Source organism: Sphingobacterium sp. UBA5670 (genome assembly GCF_002420705.1).
Taxonomy (GTDB): Bacteria; Bacteroidota; Bacteroidia; order Sphingobacteriales; family Sphingobacteriaceae; genus Sphingobacterium.
In genome coordinates this window covers 97,827-118,699 of the sequence record NZ_DIIM01000001.1, presented here as the reverse complement: position 1 = coordinate 118,699, position 20,873 = coordinate 97,827, and the positions used below count along the sequence as shown (strand labels likewise).

The 20,873-nt window shown below is 38.4% G+C and carries 18 protein-coding genes; 6 read left to right on the top strand and 12 right to left on the bottom strand.

Going from position 1 to position 20,873, the window contains the following annotated elements; all coding sequences use genetic code 11:
- Positions 1-3: 3 nt before the first annotated feature.
- The 4 genes from B3C94_RS00455 to B3C94_RS00440 all read right to left on the bottom strand — a co-directional run bounded on the left by B3C94_RS00455 (position 4) and on the right by B3C94_RS00440 (position 3,986).
- On the bottom strand, positions 4-735 hold the full coding sequence (locus B3C94_RS00455) for a YggS family pyridoxal phosphate-dependent enzyme (RefSeq protein WP_293897365.1): 732 nt from the start codon (positions 733-735) through the stop codon (positions 4-6).
- Positions 728-1,273, bottom strand: coding sequence for a GNAT family N-acetyltransferase (locus tag B3C94_RS00450; protein WP_293897363.1), 546 nt, complete (start codon positions 1,271-1,273; stop codon positions 728-730). Before B3C94_RS00450 ends, B3C94_RS00455 begins: the two co-directional genes overlap by 8 nt.
- 8 nt (positions 1,274-1,281) lie before the next feature.
- Positions 1,282-1,896: an FMN-binding negative transcriptional regulator gene (locus tag B3C94_RS00445; RefSeq protein WP_293897361.1), complete on the bottom strand. Its 615-nt coding sequence runs from the start codon at positions 1,894-1,896 to the stop codon at positions 1,282-1,284.
- A 287-nt stretch (positions 1,897-2,183) separates the two neighbouring features.
- Positions 2,184-3,986 carry a mechanosensitive ion channel family protein gene (locus tag B3C94_RS00440; RefSeq protein WP_293897359.1) on the bottom strand — a complete coding sequence of 601 codons (1,803 nt, stop codon included), beginning with the start codon at positions 3,984-3,986 and terminating at the stop codon, positions 2,184-2,186.
- Positions 3,987-4,257: 271 nt separating this feature from the next.
- On the opposite strand from B3C94_RS00440, the gene B3C94_RS00435 reads away from it, so the two are divergent.
- A complete protein-coding gene (locus tag B3C94_RS00435; RefSeq protein WP_414712628.1) occupies positions 4,258-6,726 on the top strand; it encodes a glutaminase domain-containing protein in 2,469 nt (822 codons plus the stop codon).
- Between the two features lie 138 nt (positions 6,727-6,864).
- Here the strand turns inward: B3C94_RS00435 and B3C94_RS00430 are convergent, their stop codons facing one another.
- Both B3C94_RS00430 and B3C94_RS00425 read right to left on the bottom strand, forming a co-directional pair.
- Positions 6,865-8,784 carry a sensor histidine kinase gene (locus B3C94_RS00430; protein ID WP_293897355.1) on the bottom strand — a complete coding sequence of 640 codons (1,920 nt, stop codon included), beginning with the start codon at positions 8,782-8,784 and terminating at the stop codon, positions 6,865-6,867.
- A complete protein-coding gene (locus B3C94_RS00425; RefSeq protein ID WP_293897353.1) occupies positions 8,781-9,524 on the bottom strand; it encodes a LytR/AlgR family response regulator transcription factor in 744 nt (247 codons plus the stop codon). The genes B3C94_RS00430 and B3C94_RS00425 overlap by 4 nt, the downstream gene beginning before the upstream one ends.
- Before the next feature lie 187 nt (positions 9,525-9,711).
- On the opposite strand from B3C94_RS00425, the gene B3C94_RS00420 reads away from it, so the two are divergent.
- The 3 genes from B3C94_RS00420 (at position 9,712) to B3C94_RS00410 (ending at position 11,600) form a co-directional block, all read left to right on the top strand.
- Positions 9,712-10,365: a Pr6Pr family membrane protein gene (locus B3C94_RS00420; protein ID WP_293897351.1), complete on the top strand. Its 654-nt coding sequence runs from the start codon at positions 9,712-9,714 to the stop codon at positions 10,363-10,365.
- 72 nt (positions 10,366-10,437) lie between these two features.
- Positions 10,438-10,959, top strand: coding sequence for a hypothetical protein (locus tag B3C94_RS00415; RefSeq protein ID WP_293897349.1), 522 nt, complete (start codon positions 10,438-10,440; stop codon positions 10,957-10,959).
- Between the two features lie 236 nt (positions 10,960-11,195).
- Entirely contained in the window at positions 11,196-11,600 is a 405-nt protein-coding gene (locus tag B3C94_RS00410) for a VOC family protein (protein ID WP_293897347.1), read from the top strand.
- A gap of 1,018 nt (positions 11,601-12,618) precedes the next feature.
- Here B3C94_RS00410 and B3C94_RS00405 read toward each other — a convergent pair.
- The 4 genes from B3C94_RS00405 to B3C94_RS00390 form a co-directional block, all read right to left on the bottom strand.
- The gene (locus B3C94_RS00405) at positions 12,619-12,897 is read right to left on the bottom strand and encodes a hypothetical protein (protein ID WP_293897345.1); all 279 of its coding nucleotides are present in this window, start codon (positions 12,895-12,897) and stop codon (positions 12,619-12,621) included.
- Positions 12,891-13,658, bottom strand: coding sequence for a hypothetical protein (locus B3C94_RS00400; RefSeq protein ID WP_293897343.1), 768 nt, complete (start codon positions 13,656-13,658; stop codon positions 12,891-12,893). The genes B3C94_RS00405 and B3C94_RS00400 overlap by 7 nt, the downstream gene beginning before the upstream one ends.
- Before the next feature lie 352 nt (positions 13,659-14,010).
- Entirely contained in the window at positions 14,011-14,631 is a 621-nt protein-coding gene (locus tag B3C94_RS00395) for an HPP family protein (RefSeq protein ID WP_293897341.1), read from the bottom strand.
- Positions 14,632-14,934: 303 nt separating this feature from the next.
- A complete protein-coding gene (locus B3C94_RS00390) occupies positions 14,935-15,510 on the bottom strand; it encodes a GNAT family N-acetyltransferase (protein WP_293897339.1) in 576 nt (191 codons plus the stop codon).
- Between the two features lie 257 nt (positions 15,511-15,767).
- On the opposite strand from B3C94_RS00390, the gene B3C94_RS00385 reads away from it, so the two are divergent.
- On the top strand, positions 15,768-17,297 hold the full coding sequence (locus B3C94_RS00385) for a DUF2931 family protein (RefSeq protein WP_293897337.1): 1,530 nt from the start codon (positions 15,768-15,770) through the stop codon (positions 17,295-17,297).
- Positions 17,298-17,314: 17 nt separating this feature from the next.
- Here the strand turns inward: B3C94_RS00385 and B3C94_RS00380 are convergent, their stop codons facing one another.
- Positions 17,315-17,809, bottom strand: coding sequence for a GNAT family N-acetyltransferase (locus tag B3C94_RS00380; RefSeq protein ID WP_293897335.1), 495 nt, complete (start codon positions 17,807-17,809; stop codon positions 17,315-17,317).
- A 271-nt stretch (positions 17,810-18,080) separates the two neighbouring features.
- On the opposite strand from B3C94_RS00380, the gene B3C94_RS00375 reads away from it, so the two are divergent.
- Entirely contained in the window at positions 18,081-19,811 is a 1,731-nt protein-coding gene (locus B3C94_RS00375) for a helix-turn-helix transcriptional regulator (protein ID WP_293897333.1), read from the top strand.
- A gap of 151 nt (positions 19,812-19,962) precedes the next feature.
- On the opposite strand, the gene B3C94_RS00370 is transcribed toward B3C94_RS00375, so the two are convergent.
- Positions 19,963-20,646 (bottom strand): YceI family protein, encoded by a 684-nt coding sequence (locus tag B3C94_RS00370; RefSeq protein ID WP_293897331.1) that lies wholly within the window; start codon positions 20,644-20,646, stop codon positions 19,963-19,965.
- Positions 20,647-20,873 lie beyond the last annotated feature (227 nt).

Sequence of the window (20,873 nt, the reverse complement as noted above, 5' to 3'; positions counted from 1 at the left end):
ACGTTAAATGTGCTCATTCCAATAATAATTATCTGGCGTCGGTCGCTGTCCAAAAATTGCCGTGCCCACTCGGACAATTGTTGCGCCTTCTGCTATTGCTATTTCTAAATCGCCGCTCATGCCCATTGACAATTCTTCCATCGAAACCTGAGGGATATGTAAAGCTATGATTTCTTGTTGAATATGTTTGAGCAATTGGAAGCACTGTCGTATTTTTTTTGCTTCTGCACTCAGGAGACCTATTGTCATCAACCCTTTAATCTGCAGCGTGTTTAATGTGGCAATTTGCCGAACGAGGTCAAGCACCTCCGTGGGGGAAGCTCCGTATTTACTTTCTTCAAAAGAGGTGTTTACCTGAATAAGCACTTCCATGGTTTTATTTTCCTTTAAAAGTCGCTGATGCAATTTTTCAGCAAGATCGAAACGGTCTATCGAATGAATGCAGGATACATTGTATTTGAGGATATCTTTGATTTTATTGGTTTGCAGATGTCCAATAAAATGATTGATATGGGGAATGGTATTTAAATACTCAAATTTGTCTTTCAGTTCCTGTACTTTATTCTCGGCAATCAATGTTTGTCCTGTGCGCAATGCGATTTCAATACGTTCGGCGGGAACGGTTTTGGTTGCCAGCAATAATTTTACCTCCTGTGGATTTCGGTTATTTGCCTTGCAGGCTTTGTCTATACGCTGTTGAATTATGCGTATATTTTCTGTAATTGTCTCATTCATGGTAGGGCGGTATTATTTTTTTCATCAGGACATCTGTTTGCTGATCATCACCTAATTGAAAAATATGTTGATCAAATGCGACAAAACCATTTTTCTGATAGAAATTGATTGCACGCAGATTCTTCTCCCAGACACCCAGCCAAACAAATGGGGCTTCTTTCCGCTGTGCCAGGCTGAGTGCTTTTTCATACAATAATTGTCCTACTTTTCTTCCATGAAATTCCTGTAATACATAGATACGTTCAATTTCTAGCGCTTGTGAGGATTGCTGTTCGGTCTGGGCCTGGCCCGTATTTACTTTCAGATAACCAACAATCTTATTTTCCGCTGCGGCAAAGTAAAATTCCGATTCGTCGTTACAGAGTTCAGACAATAATTTTTCCCTTGAAAAACCTTCTGCCAGATAAGCCTTCATATTGTCTTCGGTATTCGTATCCGAAAAAGTTTGGACAAAAGTTTTTTTTCCTATATCCTGCAGAAGGTCAATATCTGTTAGTTTTACTTTTGTGATATTGATGTCGATGTTATTTTTTTTCATTTTTTTATTCATTCATGGGATTGATTTTTCATCGATGTTGCAATATCGCGTTCGTGCGTTCTATTACTATTTTCCAAAAAATCACTGATCCGCAGTCTTTCTGTTTCGCTTTTATTTTGACTTAATTTTTTTTGTCCCTGCAAATCCGTCACGACAAGTTCAAATGCGACAATACCCCGCATCATTCCACTTTTAAATCGATCGGAGAGTTCATTCCATTGTGTCAGATAGGCTTCATCATAACTGAGGATCATCTGCTCCAATACTTTGTTTTTTGCCTGTTCGTCTGTTAGGATTGATGCAAGACCATAGGCATGTACTGCGATGTAATCCCAGGTTGGCACGCTTTCCACTTTGTCGTAGTGCTGCGGAGAAATATAGGCATGAGGTTCGGAGAATATAACCAGTGATGGTGAATTTTCGATATAATCTGCTTGTTCGTTGGCGCGGGCGAAGTGTGATGTCAAAATCAGCTGGTCTTTGTCCATACGGATATGGAAGGGAAGTTGTGTTGCTATCGGAATGCCATTTTTTATCGATACGATGGTTGCAAAGCTATATTGTTGCATAAATGCAATCTTCTCGGCGTAGCCTTCAAATTGGAAATGTTTGGGTACATACATGCAAATAACTATTTCTTGATTTAGTTCAAAATTACGGCCAATAGCTTGGAGAAAGCTAGTCCAAATTGAATAAAGCAGATAGTCCAGTGGCAGTATGTTGTGCTTTCTTAACTATATTTACGTTAAAAGATCACGTAATTTGTTGCATATGGAAAACTATGAGCTGAGACGTTATTTTCTACTCCGGAGGTTTTCGGGAGCAATTATCAGAAGGAATCTGCCTACAGTGATGAGGAGTGGATAGCTTTGCTTGAAAATCCCAAATGTGATGTTCGGGTTAATGCAGACTAATTGTTGGTCATTTTTGGATTGTATTGCTGGACGTGATCCACTTTGGCAAATATATGTGGACCATTCATATCAATTCCCGCAGCTAAGAAGTCATCAAGGATCGATTGAAAAATCTCTGATTTTGCCAGTTCAATTTCTGCAGATTTAGCGATATAGACATTGAGTTCATACAACACATAAAAGTCATCTAGTTTTTTTTGTAAGACAAACGGCGCTGGGCTGAGGTTTACACGTTTTATTCGAGGTGGAATGTTTAGCAACAACTCGTGTATACGCTGCCAAGGTTCTTCATAACCGACTGTTAATTCTACCTGGAAACAAATTCCGTCTTCCGAGAAGGTTGAATAATTGACCGTATTTCCGGAAAGAACCGACGAGTTGGGGATGGTGATTTCTTCATTTTTTATTGTTCTAAGTCTCGTTACCAGCGGTGACTTTTCAATAACAACCCCAGTTTTATCAGCAATAGTGATGCGATCCCCGATACGAAAAGGGCGCATATAAGTGATCACTAAACCAGCGATGATGTTGGATATTGCAGACGATGATCCTAAAGAGAACAAGACGCCAATAAATACGGAGATTCCTTTAAAGATATCTGAATTGGCTCCGGGTAAATAAGGGAAAATAAGCACGAGTGTGAAAGCCTGAAGCAGAAAGCGGACAATGGTAAAAGTTGGCATGGCAAAATCACGATGAAAGCCATTGACCTCCAATTTCCCTTTGTCGATTTCGCTAAATATGTATTTTACGAATCGAACGGCATAACGCATGACAACTAGTATGACAAATACAGTAATCAGATTTGGAATATAGTCCCAGATTGCCAGAACTGCTGTCTTCAAAGGTTTTGTGAAGAGTCCAATGAGGTTGGATGCCCAGCTCTGTGTAAAAGGGAAAACACTAAAGACAATCGGCAGCATAATAAAGGCAATTAGGATAATTAATGCCCAGCGCAAGATATTAATTGCATTAATAAACATACGCGTTTTTTGTACAGAAGTAACAAGTACGTAATTTTTGATCTTAATATCTTTGATCCGTTGTGTTCTTTCCGTCAATATACGTTGCGTACCATATTTTTTCAATTTGTTTATCAATAAAATCAATATTGAAAAAACGACGAGAATGAGAAATACAAGTCCAATACGGGTAAGAAGTTTTGTAATGCTGTTATCTGCACGTTCCGTTGTGATTGAATCCTGAATTCTTTTTAGGTAGTTTGTCGCAATCTCTTCTTTGCTTTTTCCTTCCAGAAGTGCATCGAGTTCTGTGACGGAAGTGATCACGAGATCTTTGTAAACAATGTCTGTACTGATTTCGTTATTTTCGATTTTAAATGAATCTACTTTCACAAAATCATCTTCATATAGATTATGGATCCGGCTGACTACATTGTAAGCCCGGTCTTTGGCTAATGATGATCCCAGTTTATTATAGATATAGAATAGCGTATCATTAAATGGGGCAACAGCATATCTTTTTGTGTTTTTTTTGATAGAGTCTACTCTTATTTTCAATTGCTGCTGCCGAATGTTATTTTCTTCATCAAACTCATTGAGCTGTTGTTTTAAGTTCTCCTTTTTAGGACTATTTTGACTTTTGAGATCGGCAATTTCGTTCTGGAGTTTTACGCGTTCGAGAGAATCATTAATTTGCTGCTGTCTAATTTCGTTCAGCAGGGAACTTAACCCCAACTCTTTTTTATTGACTGAATCTGTCTCCTGCGCATAAAGCTGAGTGCTTGTTGAGAAAAGACAAGATAGGGTAATCAGGGAAAAAATGTAAATACTTCTCATCGTTTTGCGGATAAAATTGAAGCCGATGTTTGCAGGTCATGATGCGAAGAACAATCGGACAGGTTTCCAAAGATAATAATTATCTCTATTACCTAACCAAGTGTTAAATATGATATAAATTGAATATAAAATGATACGATGCGACAGCTGAATTTAATTTATTCCCACTTTCTTTGTTAAAACGATTGGGCATAAGCTCAATGCCAAAAAACTGTATAGCTAATTTTATCCAAAAAATATGATTAAACCTTTTCAAAAATCTATTTATGCCATGAACAAAGTTGGGAAAATAGGCCTTTGTTATCTCGTCGCCTGTGTTTCTACCTTTTTACATGTGCAAGCCCAAGAAAGGAAAGCTCCGGCTTATCCATTGATTACGCATAATCCTAATTTTAGTATATGGTCGATGACGGATCAGCTCAATGCATCGACAACGAAACACTGGACTGAAGCTGATCATTCGTTGTTAGGCTTAATTAATGTTGATGGTAATATCTATCGTTTTCTTGGTAAAGAAGAACCTAATTATGCGGTTATTCTGCCAACTGCCGAAGATAAATCTTATACAATACATTATTCAGAATCCAAGCCACAAGGGGACTGGCAGTTTGCCGCTTATAAAGCGGAGGGCTGGAAATCGGGTGTTGCCCCTATTGGTGACGATGAAAAGCAGGTGAAAACGCTCTGGAAATCGGACGATATCTGGGTACGGCGTGAGTTTACTGTAGCGAATCCGCAGGACATTAATGAGCTGTTTCTGAAACTGAATCATGATGATAATGTGGAAGTATTTTTGAACGGAAAGAAAGTCTATGAAAAAACAGGCTGGACAAATAGCTTTCAGTATTTACCGATCGATAAGGCTAATTTGAAAGTCGGGCAAAATACGATTGCCATCCATTTGAAGAATACTGCAGGCGGCCGTTACCTGGATTTTGGTCTGGTTGACAGACTTAAAGAGCGTGGTCCGAAGGTGCAGACGGCAATACAGAAAGATGTGGAAATAACTGCCACGCGTACGATCTATAATTTTCAGGCGGGTAAAGTGGATCTAAAATTGACTTTTACGTCGCCTTTGCTTATGGACGATCTAAATTTATTGGCTAGACCTGTAAGCTATATCACGTACAATGTAAAAGCAAACGATGGCAAGCAGCATGCTGTCAAAGTGTTTCTAAGTGCGGCATCAAATATCGCGGTATATAAACCTTCGCAGGAAGTGACCGTAGAGAAATATGAGACCGAAAAATTGGCGGTACTGAAAGCCGGAACGGTCGAACAGCCCATCTTGCAGAAAGGTGCCGACGATATGCGGATTGACTGGGGCTATTTTTATGTCGCTTCGCCAAAGAAAGATAAGGCACAGCAGTTTTTAAGTCCGATGGCAGGTGCCGTAGATGCCTTTAGAAAGGGAACAGTGACAACCGCAAAAAGTTTAAAAGGTACTTCACTTGCGCTGAACACGATCATTCCATTTGGCAATGTAGGATCGAAGGCGGAGGAGCGCTTTGTTGAATTAGGTTATGATGAAATTTATGCGATTCAGTATTTTAAAAATAATCTAAGACCCTGGTGGAACAATTCCGGCCAGGAAACGATTGAAAATCAGTTGACGCTGGCGGCAGACGAGTATCGCAGTGTGCTCGATAAATGTGTGGTATTCGATAAAGCTGTCTATGCTGATGCACTAAAATCGGGCGGAAAAGAATATGCACACCTGAACGTTCTTGCTTATCGCCAAAGTATTGCAGCACATACTTTGGTAAAAAGTCCACAAAATGAACTGCTATGGCTTTCCAAAGAAAATAACAGTGGCGGCTTTATCAATACGGTCGATGTTACCTATCCATCAGCGCCATTATATTTGATTTATAATCCTGAGCTGTTAAAGGGAATGTTGAGCGGAATCTTTTATTTTAGCGAAAGCGGGCAATATCCTTATCCTTGGGCGGCGCACGATCTGGGTACTTATCCATTGGCCAATGGCCAGACGTATGGCGAACCTATGCCAGTGGAAGAGTCGGGCAATATGATTATTTTAACCGCTGCAATCACGAAAGTGCAGGGGAACGGAGATTATGCGAAAAAACATTGGAAAACGCTGACCACCTGGGTAGATTATCTTGTTAAAGACGGTTTCGACCCTAAAACACAGCTATGTACGGATGATTTTGCTGGTCACCTTGCGCGAAATGCAAATTTATCTGTTAAAGCGATCGTAGGTATTGCTTGTTATGCGCAGCTCGCTGAGACAATCGGTGAAACAGCCACAGCAAAAAAATATCGTGCTATTGCCGAAGAAATGGTTCCAAAATGGATGGAAATGGCAGATGCTGGCGATCACTATGCCCTGACATTTGATGATAAAAATACCTGGAGTCAAAAATATAATTTGATCTGGGACAAAGTCTTGGGGCTGAATTTGTTTCCTCAAAAAGTGTATGATACTGAAATCAAATATTACCTGACGAAGCAAAATAGATTCGGGATACCATTGGATAGCCGTAAAGCCTATACGAAAAATGACTGGATCCTTTGGACAGCGTCATTTGCTCCATCGAGAGAGGCATTTGAAGCATTGGTGAAACCGGTATATAATCATTCGATTCAAACAGGATCTCGTGTTCCTTTAAACGATTTCTATGATTCAACTACTGGTATCCGTGAGAACTTTAAGGCGCGTAGTGTTGTTGGAGGTTTTTATATGAAAATTCTTGCGGACAAGCTGAGACAAAAATAACAGTAGGTCAATGTTTAAGGGGAAACCCGTAATAAGACATTTAGTTTGTGTTAGTTAATTTAGACGGCGAGCAAATTTAGGGATGCTCGCCGTCTGTTTGTTCGAAGATATGTTTCGAATTAGCTATAATGTCAATCGTTAATAGGTCACAGGGATGTGGAGTATAACGGTAGTGCCGGCAGTTGGGGATTTGGTGATCTGTACACTTGCTTTTTTTCCTAATAATTGCATGCGTTCTCGGCTGATCGTTCCTGAAAGCGAACGATGTGAAACTTCAGGAAGGTTGGGGCTGTCTTTTCCGCTATCTTCAATTCGCACCTGTAGGATATCTGCCGACAACTCAAATTGGATGTTAATATTTCCATTACCCGTCTCAAAGTCTATACCATGCAGAATTGAATTTTCAACATAGGGCTGTATTAACATTGGGGGCAGCATGACCGCACTCAGATCTTGGTCTTCAGGTTGTGTGATATGGTAATGGAAAGCATCCTCAAAACGCATTTGCTGCAGAATCAGATAGTTTTCTAAGGTCTCCAATTCCTCATTTAGCGGAACAAGGTTTTCACGACTTAACTCGAGATTGCTACGTAATAGTCGACTAAAACGGTTTAAATATTTAATGGCATTTTCTTTTTTATCCAGGCGCATGAAGCTTTGTACAGCCGAAAGGGTGTTGAAAATGAAATGCGGTTCCATTTGCGTGCGAAGTAATTGTTGCTGCAATAAGACTTTTTCTTTCTCCTGTCTGGAACGTCGTTGGCGAAAACTATAATACAGGAAGAAAAGTACGATCATCAATAAAATAACCGCCAAGGAAGAGATGATCAGCCACAAACGATTTTGTTGTAACTGAAGTTTATTGATCTTGATATTTTCGTTCAGTATACGAATAGACTGATCTTTGGCCTGGAGTTGATATAGGGCATTCATTTCGGCGATCGCTTGTGTATTCTCCGATTGATAAATCCCCCTTTGTAATTGAACAAGGTGATTCAATACGTCTAAGGCTGCTTTATCTTTTCCTTGCAAGCGGTATACGGCTGCAAGACTGTGTTGAAATGTAATTTCGTTGTTGGGAAATATTAATTTGGGAAATTGCTTTTTCAGTTTGCTCGCTTTTTGGATGAACTTCTCACCCGACGCCGCGTTCTTTAGTGAAACATAGATAGCGGCAACATTACTGTAGTCGACGAATAAATTGTTCATCAATATGGAGGATGCTGTTTGCTGATGCAAACGTTCATCGATTGCTATTTTAAGCAATTCATAATGTAAAATGGAATCCGGTTTTTTTGCAGTTTCATAGTATTGGATTTTGGAATCGTACAGAAAACTAATGTTGTATTTATCTGGATTTTTAGCGTGCAATTCTTCGAGTCTATGAAGATAGGGGGCAATATCTGCCGCAGGTCTTTGTAGGGTGTTGAGCGTCTGTATCATTTGTACCAGAACACGTTGCCGATTAATATGTCCTTCTGGCAGCGAATCAATTAGTGGTAACACTGATCGATTCATTTTTTCGGCGAGGTTATACTGGAAGGCGCTCAGATTGTTTTGTGCTGCGGATAGCAATATCGCTGATTTTGCTTCGGTTGACAGTCCTGCCGCGGTGTCCGACAAAACAATGGTGGCGGCTTTGTTATAATAATAACCTGCTTCACGTTGTTTGGCTTCGATACTGCGGATGTTTCCTATGCCATTGTAGATAAGTGCTTTGTATTTTACATTTCCAGTTGTGGGTTCGATGAGTTCAAGCGCCTGTTCGACAAAAAAACGAGCTGAATCTTGACCGCTCATGGCGTATAGCCGTGCCAGGTAATATTTTACACGGGCGGCGAGTACAGTGTCTTTTTTTACAGTAGAATTGCGGTCTAATTGTAGCCAAATCTTTCTGATTGAATCTCCATTTGTTGGATTCAATTTTAGGTCTTCGAGCGCTTTGATCTGTGCAGCAATAGTTTCGCGATCTGGCGAAGGGGAGTTTTGTTTTCTGCTGCAGGCGATAAAAAATAAGGGCAACAAGAGCCCAAGGAAAATACGGTTCAGTGATCTCATTTTTCTGGAAAGAGCTGATTTAAGATCGAGTTTTTCCGGCGTGATGAAATTGGAATTTCCTCTTTGTTCTTTAAGATAATATATTCGGAACGATTGACGCCAGAGATATGCGATCTGTTAACAAGATAAGATTGATGCGTGCGCAAGAAGTAGGGTTGGGGCAATAATTCTTCATAATATTTGAGAGGCTTGGAGATTAACTCTTTAGTGCCATCACTCAAAAAGAAAAAAGTATAAGGGCCATCGCCCTTACAGTAAATGATATGATGAACAGGGACGATGCGTACTTGGTGAATTGATGCCAAAGCAATGCTTTCGGGTAGCTCATTGGCATGCAGTGCCTCATGCGCCATTGATAAACGTTGCATCCATTGCGGATTGTTTTCTCTTTTGCGCCGATAGCGTTCCAGTGCTTCGTTCAACTCGGTTTGATCAACGGGTTTTAAGAGATAATCTAAAGCGCCATATTTGATGGCTTTGATTGCGAAATGATTGTAGGCAGTAATGAAAATAATGTTCTGTGGAATTACAGTTAGCTTTTTTAAAATATCGAATGCTGTACCATCACGGAGCTGAATATCCATAAGTATGACATCGGGCTGTTTTTCTTCAATCAATTTTACCGCATTTGTCACCGTATCGCTCCAGCCAACAAGTTCAACATCGGTTTCCTGCTGGACCAAATAGCTGATCTCTTTGCGCACTGCAGGTTCATCTTCGATAATAGCTATTGTTATCATGTATCCATACTTTATTTTTAGTAAAAATAATAATTGTAACTAAGGAAACTGAATTCATTTACAATTCGTCGCCATTATTTACAATCTGGTTTCAGATTCTCAACAGGGTAGTGAGGAAATTGGTCATTTAAAATTCCAAAAGGCAGCTGAATTTTTTATATTTAGTATTGTATAGACGACTCGTAATATGGAAACTCAAAAGTCATTAAAATCGGTTTTTGCTGGTAGCATTGGTTTGATTACCTTATTTGCAGTCGTTGGGCAATTTGTATTAAGCGCTCTTGTCTCTGAGCTTGGCCGCATGGACTATATTGTTCAGTTTTTTAGTTATTTTACGATTCTGAGTAATGTAATGGTTCTGTTATGCTGTTTTTTTACTGTTTGCTGGTCGAAAAGTCGAATCGGGCTATTTTTTACCAAACCCGAAACCATTACGGCTGTAACACTATATATTCTTATTGTCGGTATAATCTACAATGGTATACTCCGCTTCCTGTCGCATCCGCGAGGACTGTTAAGTCTGGTCGATGAATTGTTGCATGTTGTTACACCCCTGAGTTTCTTTCTCTTTTGGTGGCTGTTTTTGGATAAAACAGAAATTCGCTGGAACCATATTTTTTATTGGTTAATCTTCCCGTTAATTTATCTTTTTTATACGCTATGGCATGGTTCGTTCTCTGGGTTTTATCCTTATCCTTTTGTTGATGTCTCCGAACTGGGAATGGATAGGGTTATTTTGAACAGCTTTGGTGTAACCTTGGTTTTCGTCGCAATTGGTGCATTATTGATCGTATTGGGAAAATGGCAAAACAAACGGCATTCTCAGCGGATTAAAAAATAAGAAAACTCAAAGCTTCCTGATATTGTTATATGACAGAATAGGTTCTATTTTTTTACTTTAACTGAATTGAAAATGGTTGTACGATTTTTTATCTGTGTCTCTTTGGTATTGTGTACGATATGTTGTTTTGGTCAAGTTGATGTTGATAAAATGAGGGCCGAATACGCCACTGCTGTTCAGAACAAAAAGCTTTGTGAAACTAATCTGAAACTATTAGAAAAATCTGCCAATTCGGCAACAGAGAAGGGATATCTCGCTGCTTATGAAATATTATGGGCAAAACATATGGGTAATCCGTTTACAAAATTAGGTCAATTCAAAAAGGGCAAAAAGCTTCTGGAAGAAATGATTATGAAATATCCGGACAATATAGATTTACGGTTTATTCGTTGGAGCGTGCAAACACATGCACCTTCATTTTTAAGCTATAGTAAAGATAGATTGCGGGATAAAGAGTATTTGGTTCACAATTTATATAAACTGCCGAATCCCAAGGGCCGAGAAGTAATCTACACTTATTTGAAAGAAGCAAATAGTTATCTCAAAGGTGATCACGTATTTTCGCAAGCGGAACTGAACCAACTTTCTAAATAATACTGTTTTTTTTGACATTTGTCATTTATTGCTATTTAGGTCCTCAAAAGCAAAGGCTAGTATGGATAGATCAAAATTAGGAAAGTGAAATAAAGTTTTGGAAGTATATCATTGTTGCTGACTGGACGTATTTGAATATTCGAACTGGGGAAGGAGAAAATCTTCGCATATGCCAAGATTTTTCTGGTTGAAAAATTTCAACTTTGTACTATGGATAGCAATTAAACTTTAAAATGATGGAACAGATATTTATCAATCTTGCAGTAGCAGACGTGAATAAGTCAATGGATTTTTACACACAATTGGGTTTTAAGAATAATCCTCAGTTTTCGGATGAACAGGGTAAATGTATGGTATGGAGCGAGCATATCTTTGTTATGCTTTTGTCCCATGATAAATTTAAAACGTTTATAGAAAAACCTCTTGCAGATACAAAAAAGCAGATCGCAGGACTATTTTCGCTTTCAGTTTCCAGTCTTGACCGTGTAAATGAAATTGTTGAGAAGGGACTTAAAGCAGGAGGCATAGAGCCATCGCCTATGAAGGACTATGGTTTTATGCAGCAAAGGAATATTGAAGATCATGATGGACATACCTGGGAAATATTTTATATGGATATGAGCAAATTACCAAACGCGTAAGACGCACATCTAAATAATCTAGTGTAAAAGGGTTGCTTGTAGAAAAACCAAGTGACTCTTTTTTTTTGAAATTCTCTGATGTTATGGTCAGAAAAAACTTTCGGTGTGCTATCAATGCTGCTGGTGTCTGCGAAATCATGAAAGTTTTGTTTAATTGCTGACCCTCCGAACCGGAAATTAATACATGCTCCCCAAAGCTGATGACGAATTTAACTACCGATCATGCGAATATTAAACCTTAAGATGCGAATAATAACTATGGCTTGCCTAATGCTTGGCTACACCTTACATTTGACGAAATGCTAATTAGATTTAGATAACCAATTAGCTATCGTATACATCATAAAACTTGGTCATGTTTAAAAATAAAAAACTTAGTAAGAATCCGCTCCATTACATTTACGCAATTATTTGGATTATTTTATTTGGTTCTATCGCATACTACATTTATTCCGGTGCGGCTTTTAAACCCGAGAACGGTAAAATTCATTTGGTGGCCATACTTATTGCTTGGGTCGTGGAGTATCTTGGGCTTACAATTACTAGTTTATTATTCCTATTGTATGGAATCTATCGTGGTATAACAACAGTTTTAGAAGAGGAGAAGAATGTGAGTAAAGTTTGAGATATGGTGCAACATAGTGTTTCAGAAGGGGATTGGTAGGAACGCTAAAAGGCAACGATCAGCCTTTATTTAATTGTAGGATCTTAATCGATTACGCTTGGAGGTACAGATTCCGGAGACCTATGTGGATAAAGTTGATTTGTCTAAAAAAGGCGCTTATCGACGGAAAGGCAATATATTATTCAATTCGTCAATGGAAAAGCTCATTTTGTGGATGTCAAAGGGGGGCTACGCATGATGCAACGGAGATTTTTGGTCAATTGAATATAAACGACCGGATTCTGCTGCATGCAAATGATGAAATTAAGGAAGGGGTGGCACTTTCTTTGGAAAAATAAGAAGAGGTCATAAAACAATGGGGCGGTTTGTACTGTCCCCATTGCTTATTGATTCTTAGCTGTTATGATTTAATATGTCATAAAGACTTTTGATCAGAAACCGTATTTGGCTGCTGTTGTGATCCGAAAATGAAAACTCATCAGTAAAGCGGTTTGCTCCTCTTAGGAATTCTCGTAATTCTTGTTCATTGTTCGTAGCGGCGGTTGAAAATTTACTTTTAAAAGGAAGAACATAGTTTAAAAACGCCCGAACCGGTGGGTTGAGGACTGCTTCCTGCTCCAATACAGTCAAGAGTTGCAGATAATAATCTTTTATGTGTTCGATATTTACCATGGTAAAGGAATTTCTTGTACTAATTTCTTAAAAGCGTCATCTCTGACCGCTGCAGGTATGAATAATTGAATTGCTTTACCCGGAAGGTGTGGATTAACGACACCTGCGGCGATCGGCTGCCTTGCTGTGGTACCTTTCCATACTTTTAAGGTTTGTGCTTGCGGCACTTCATAGCGGTAAAATTTACTGAAGTTGTTCCATGCTGGTTGAACTGCGGTACCGCCGATCACATCGCCAACGGACTTCGGTATATCTTTTGTCCAGTAACCACCAGCAGGATTTCCTCCGGTGATACGATATATTTTTGTCCCCGCTGGTAGTTCTATTGCTGTCGCATCAACAAAGTTAGCTGCCTCAACGGCAGGTAAATCTAAATCCGGGTTGTTCCAGGGGCTCATTTTTCCACTGGATAAGCCATTCGGTGCATAATCAGATTTCTCAATACCAGGGATATTGTTCCAATCTTCAATGTATACCCTTTGGTGGTAGATGCTCTGTGCAGTTTCTAGGTTATTCATCAAAGCAGCCTTATCCTTCGATTTGGAAAATGCCTCTTTGAGTTTGGTTTGATCTAAGCCTTTTGCTATCCAGTTATTTAATTTGGCTTTGGTTCCTGTCCCTAAAGATTTTTCAAGGTCATCCATCCAACTGGTCGAATTTTCAATTTCATTGATTGGATCATCATCTGAGGAACAATTAACAACAAGTTGGCTTGTGAAGATTAATAAGATCAACAGCAGTGTTTGTGTAAATCTGGTCATGATTGGTTTACGTTGTTTAGTATAGAATTAAATGCAATGAATAAACGAGTTAACGTTATTTCGGAACAATTGTTTTGTTGAAAACTAATTTTATATTAAATAATTATTCTTATAGAAATACTTTTGTGTATTAATTTGTGTTTTGTTTGTTAAATTAGGTAATTGTTAAAATTTATATAAGTTATTTTTTTCAAATTGCTCAATTTAAAGAGAAAGTAATTTTATTGATTATAGGAGCTTGATGGTCTGAAACTAGGCAATGCTAGCTGATTCTTCGGGAGATTTTACTTAGATATGAATCAAGTGCCCATTCTATCCGATAGATTTGGATAGAATGGGGAATTCCAGAGCCTTATAGGTTTGATGGACTCTTGGTTCTCTCAAAACGAGTTTTTAAATGCTGCCTTCTTGAACGGCGCAAACGTGATTTCTTTACAGGATAATGTCTATTTTTAGTGATATTGTTAAAGATTAGTGCCACAAGGAATAAAATTAAGCAGCCCGATAGTACTGGACTTAATACATACCAGTACCCCATTGAAGAGATTTTTGTCCCACTGCTGACAGCAATAAGTGCGGTTGCTCCGCCAGGAGGGTGCAAGGTGCGTGTATGCTGCATACAAACGATCGATAATGCAACAGCAAAGGGAGCAGTTAGCCAGATAATATCGGGAAGGAGCTGTGCGACGGTAACCCCAGCGATTGCAGATACGACATGGCCTCCGATCAAGTTGCGGGGTTGTGCAAGTGGACTTTGTATTGCTCCATAAACCAAAACCGAAGAAGCCCCGAAAGAGCCTATCAAAAAGATATTTTCCATCGAAGGTAACTGAAGGGATTGGATGTAGGCAATAATAAATATTCCCACAAAGGCACCAATAAATGACCAGAAATGTTCCCAAGGATCGATTAATGTCTCTCGATAGATCACATATCTGTAGATCCGTAATTGTCTATGAAGATGCTGTTTCATTTTATTTGCAAATATACGTGGACCAATAGCTTTAAGTTTTGCGTTTTCTATGTTAACTTTTGAAGAATCTATAACACTTATTTCCGATAGAATTTTGAATTCCGAATAACTTGTATCTTGCTCCAAGAGCTTGAAAAGGATGGAAAGTTTCCATCTCCCACTAAATAAAGCCAATGTTTTCGAGGCGTTGCAGAATTGCTGTAATGTTTTCTAATTGATTGCATTTGTCGAATTCTCCTTGCGAATAGATATAGTCATAAATTTAATTTCTATTGAACCCTGTTTTTTGTTATTTATTGATTTTTAATCAAGCTGGATATACATATGATAATATTCGCCACCTACAAAAGGTGTTTTTTGACCAAGTTTGAAGCCAATTCTTTCGTAGAGTTTTTGTGCATTGGGATTCTTTAAATCAACAAGTAGTCCGACTTTTTTAAAACCACTTTGCTTGGCATGTGCGATCGCGTAGTGCAAAAGTTCTGTTCCGATACCTTTGCCCCGAGCAATGGGAGCAACAGCAATAGAGTCTATATAAAATTCGTTTCCAGCAGTTTCGGCTTCTGGAATCATCGTATTATTGTATTGCTCCATTATATGATTCAAAATAGGTTGTCTCAATTCAACAAAGCGATCACCATCGTAGCCTGTCAATGAACCTGTAATATGTCCATTGTCGTCAATTGCGACAAAAGTGTTTTCATAACTATAGAGATTACCTTTTTGCTTGAAGAGCTGTGTTAGAAAATGTATTGCCTCTTTTCTATCTTCTTTTTGGATAAAGCGGAAGATAATATCGCCCATAGCCTGGAGCATAATTTCAGGTACGATTTGTGAATCACTTGCTTGTGCTTTTCTAATTTTAGTGTGTATAGCCATGATTTGAAGAATAAAAAACGAAGTTAAGAAACTTGATCGATTTTCATTTAAGCACTTTTGATTGGATTTTTTTCGTTGCAATCATGCGCTAGCGAATAGTACCTAGCCAGTATAGAGTATATAGGACGGATATTTGCTTAGTGCGCTCGAATATGGATCTGCTTATATTTGTAATACATTTCTTATTATTTTTGAACTGTGCTGTTATCGGTTGAAGAACTGTCGACAGCTCTTTTTCGGATTAAAAACAAATTATAATGATTTTAAGAGCTACAGTTTCTGCTTTTCTCGTTGCTGTCTTCAGCCTCGTTACAACCTTAATCGTGCATAATGCAGATTTAAATATGGTTTATGCTGCATTTTGCTGTTCCCCCTATTTTATTGTCATTACATTGGTTTATTTTCACTTTAATAAGTTACGCAAGAAATTTAATGTTTTAGAGGAACCAAAATTTGTTTTTGAACTTGGCTACGGTTTTCTTTTTTATTGCTTATTTTCTTTATTGCTCCCCGTATTGCTTTTTTTATCTACGTTGGATGACGAACATGAACATCAACTTTATGCCGACCTTGGCGGTGTGATTAGGGAAATGTTCCCCCTGATTGTGACACTTAGTATTTTCCTGACATTCTTTAGCAGCGTGATTATAACCTGGGCGTTAAAATCCTGGAAATATCTAGTTCCCACATTGTTGGGATTTCTTGTTTTAATCCCTATTATATTTGCATTTTCAACCACGATACGTGAGATGAGCGACCTAAGGGAAGAACGTCTAACGCAAGCCGATAATATAAAAGAAGGACGTTACAAGTGGTATTGCGCGATGAGCAATCCTTCGGCTTATCCCGTTCAGCTGTACAAAGGCCGTTTTGTCTTTCCAAAAGATAATGATTATGAATTTACGTTCAGTGAGGGCAACCTAGTGAACTATCATGCGGTGTGGGGACAAGCTGGTGGTGGGTCGTATGAGCAGGTGATGTCTTTGCCTAAAGCATTGGATATTACTTGGTATTCATTTGTAGAAGACACTTTTTACCGCATGAACGGTCCAGTAGATTACAACAAACTTCGGTCGTTGTTCGGGATATCATATGCCGAAAAAGGGGCGACTAACACTATTGATGAACATTATAATAAGATTATTTTGGGGTTTGCTCCCGGTGGTGTACTTGTTATATGGGCTGCCGGAACAGGGCGTCGTCAAATTGAAATAGGTCGTTATCAAGCGGAAAAAGTCACGATCAATGAGGGGGATCAATCTAAACCTCATGAAGAATACGGTAATATCTTTAACCAAGAATGGCGTGAACATGTACTGTCCGATACATCGATTATTCCCTCACATATTCAGCGAGCTATCGCAGATAAACCGATTCCATACGGTTACTGGGATAAATTACGGGTACGTTATCCTGTCCAGCCTAAGTTTGTATTGTCATCTGACATAAAAACATTCGATGCAGACTTCGAATTTTATAATGCTGAGCGTGTTGTTTTTGATGAAAGTCTTCGGTATATGGATATGGAGTCTCGAGGGATTCCTAAAGATATTTATGTCAAATGGTATGATCAGCATAATAACCGATGTGCAGCCCGGTTTATTTTTGATGAAGATGAAACTTTTCAAAACTTTGCCTCATTTTATGGCGATAAAAAAGACGTGGGGGCTGAGTTGGAAATTAGTATTGATACAAAGACTAAAATAGCGAAAGCAACTTTAAAAAATGCCAGGGAACACAAGATTCTTATGGAGACTCAAGTGATTGCGTATGGCGAGCATTTCTAAACACGGAGGCGCAAACACTATGATAGTTGCTTTTGCATATTATAATTTGGAATTTCGACTTCATTCCGTATTTGTATTTGTTCGGTGGTCACTTTAAATCCATTGGTCTCAAAAAAAGGTTTCGCGGTTTTACTAACATCAGCTGTTATAAAAGTACTTTTTTGTCTTTTTGCTTCATTTTCTAATGTGTTATAAAGCTTTTGTGCAATCCCTTGTCGTTGAAAATCGCGGTGGACATACATGACATCGACATAGTTCCCTTGATCTAGGGAAGCAAAACCCACAATTTTACCATTTAGGATAGCTATTATAAAATATTGGTTTTCGATTAAGCGGTGCCAACGTTGCTGATCACCGGAAGACGATTTCCAGGCAGCAATTTGTTCGCTGTTATAATCATAGCTACAAATTGTGTCGATTGTTTCAGAAAATAATACTGATATTTCTTCAATCTCCTGCAAAACTCCTTTCCGGACGATTAATTTTACTGGATCTGCTTGTGTTTTATTCATGTTTTTCGAAAAGTTTCAAATAGTTGAGCAATAACGATTTATAGATATGATTTCTCAAGAAGAGTATGGAATTTTAATAAAAACATATAATTCTGTTAAAGTTATAAATATTATATTTATAACCACAAGTTGAAGCGTCTATTTGCTATCAACAAATCAGTATTAATCAGTTTAATGGAAACGTTGGGTTATTTGGTTTCAAGAGATCGTGAAATTAATGTGACAGGGATTCCAATAGCTGTGTGAATTACTGAAATTGACCTTTTTGAGCATGAAAACCATTTTATTTTGCCTGTTTGTATTCGTTACAATGCTATTGCCGTTCCATATCAGTCGCGCGTACGGACAATCTGTTGAGAAGATATCCACTATTAAGAATCCCCTTGCCCAACTTGAAGCAGCCCTTCAATTGCCAGTTAAATTTGAAGGAGATACCCTTAAATTGAAAAATGCTTTGGCACCACTTTTGGAAATGGCAGACAAAAAAAGAAGTGTTGCGCTAAAGTGGGCTTATTATATGCGTATGGCCGATGGTTTATCTATAGCCTATGATCGCAAAAACGCTGCATCTGAGCGGTATTACCGATTGGCTGAACAGTTGCTTCGTGTACATCCAGACACTGAATTAGAAATGCTGGGCTGTGCGCGTGAAGGATACTATAATTTTATCTATAGACGGGTAAAAGAAGCGTTTCCATTCTTTTTACGGGCGAATGATTTAAAATTTAAAGTTAATATCAAAAAAATTCCTTTGGTGGTGAAGCATTACCAATTTATGGCGAGCTTCTATAGTTATATAGGAGATCAGGCAAATGCTGTTGTCTATTTAGAAGAAGCTTTACCGTTTTCAAAATCCGCTTCAAGGGAACGTGTTGATCTGATCAATTCTATTGCTGTATATCTCGACAAGGACTCACTCAATCACCAAGCTTTTACATATTTAAACCGAGCAATGAAAGAGGCTGAATTAGCGAAGGATTCAGTTTGGATTAGTATCATTTCGGGCAATCTGGCGGATCATGCCTGGCGGAACGGTAATCATGAACACGCTATCGCTTTGGTGAAGAAAAATATTGACCTCTCAATGCGATATAACGAACGTAAAGATGCCATGCGTGCAAACCTCAATTTAGCAAATTGGTATATTGAGCTGAAAGAGTGGAAACTGGCCGAGCAATACGTGATAGCTTGTGAAAGTCTGATGGAAGACAAACCTTATTTTTTAAAATATAAAGTGGAGTTAGCAAAATCCAAGTCAGGAATCATGCGGGGATTGGGACGTAGCGGGGAGGAGTTAAAGCAATTGCATTTGTATCTGACGTTGAAAGATTCTTTGGAAAAGAGAGTAAATGATAAGGAGATTCAGCGAATGCTTTGGCAAAGGGAATCTGAAAAATACAATAGAACTATCCAAGCTACCGAGGAAAGGCGCATTCGGACAAAACGAATGTATCAGTTCATCGGTATTGTTCTAATCTTGATTTTTGCTATAGTCGTATTATTAGTCAACAAATCAAAAATTAAAATCAAGATGCGCAATACATTATTAGAGAGAGATCAACTTGCACTTGCTTACGAAAAGCAATTGCTGGACCAGGAAATGTTGATGCTAAGAAACTCACTTAATGAATCTACTGATACGATCCGTCAGAACGATGTTACTATTCAGCAGCTTAGGGAAGAACTTGTGAAAATCTCCGAAGCTGACCCCGCCTATATGACCCAGGTTACAGATAATTTGAATGCACTTTTGCAGTATCACATTATGACTGATGAGCGCTGGCAAAAGTTCAAACAGGTTTTTAATAAAGTTTATCCAGCTTATCTGACACAAATGAGGGAAACTTACCCAAAAGTCACAGAAAACGACCTCAAGATATTGGCATTGCTCAAATTGGACCTAAGTAATGCCAGTATGAGTGACCTTCTTTGTGTATCGGTCGAAGCAGTGCGTAAAGCAAAACAGCGGCTAAAGAAAAAATTGGAACAAACTCAAGAATAAATCAATTTAAATTCGTAGGGTCTCACGTTTGATTCAGGTTCTGAATGAGATATTTGGAGGGTATTTAAATCTTATGGATTAATCAAGTGGGTACAAGGGCCCACTTGATTAATATTTTTGATTTTGTAGCTGATTGAACGCTATTGAAAATCTATTTTGCGTTTTTTGCAGTGACGTTAAGTTCAATATCTACATTTTGTGCGATCATCCAGTCTTGAGGATTACCTTCTGTACCATAAGTAAGCCCCCAATCTTGTCTTTGGATCGTAAATTTAGAATAGAATGTTACTTCGTCACCATTGAAAGTTATTTTTGCAGGGAACGTTACATTCACCGTTTTATCTTTGATTGTTAAGTTTCCACTAACAGTATTTGTCGCGTCGGCAACAACACTTTTTCCTTGCGTTGCATCGAATGGTCCAACTTTGGTGATTTCAAATTTTGCAGTTGGGTATTTTGCAGTGTCAAAGAAATCAGCGCTTTTTAAATGTGCATCTAGGTCTGAAGATTTTTTGCCACCTGATGTTGTAGGGTCTACTGAGGCTGTATCTGTAAGAATGGAGTTGACATCAATAGTGAAAGTACCACCAGTAACAGCATTGTTTTCAGCGGAAAGTGTACCTTCACTTTTCAAAACACCATATCTAGGGTTTAAACCACCTTTATGGTAACCAGTCCATTTTAATGAGCTTTTATCTGCTTCAACTGTGTAAGTCTGTCCTTTTTGTTCAGTGACTTCTTGTGCGGTTGTTGTTGTTGCTTTGTCACCATTTGTATTTTGACAAGAAGCCAATAACAGGATAAGGGCTAAACCCGAGATCAATTGCTTTTTCATTTTTAATCGTTTTATTTTTATATGTTATTTACACCTTAAATTTTGACAGCATCAACTGTGCCAATTTGCACCTTATTATGTTGCCGATACAAAGGTAGATGATAGATAGTTTATTTTTGGTATCAGTTTCCTTAAAGAAACTACTTTCCAAAAAGATAGTGGACTGTGACTTTATAAATCTGTATTTTTGTAGGTATAAAAATCATCATCGTAAAATCGCAGTTTTC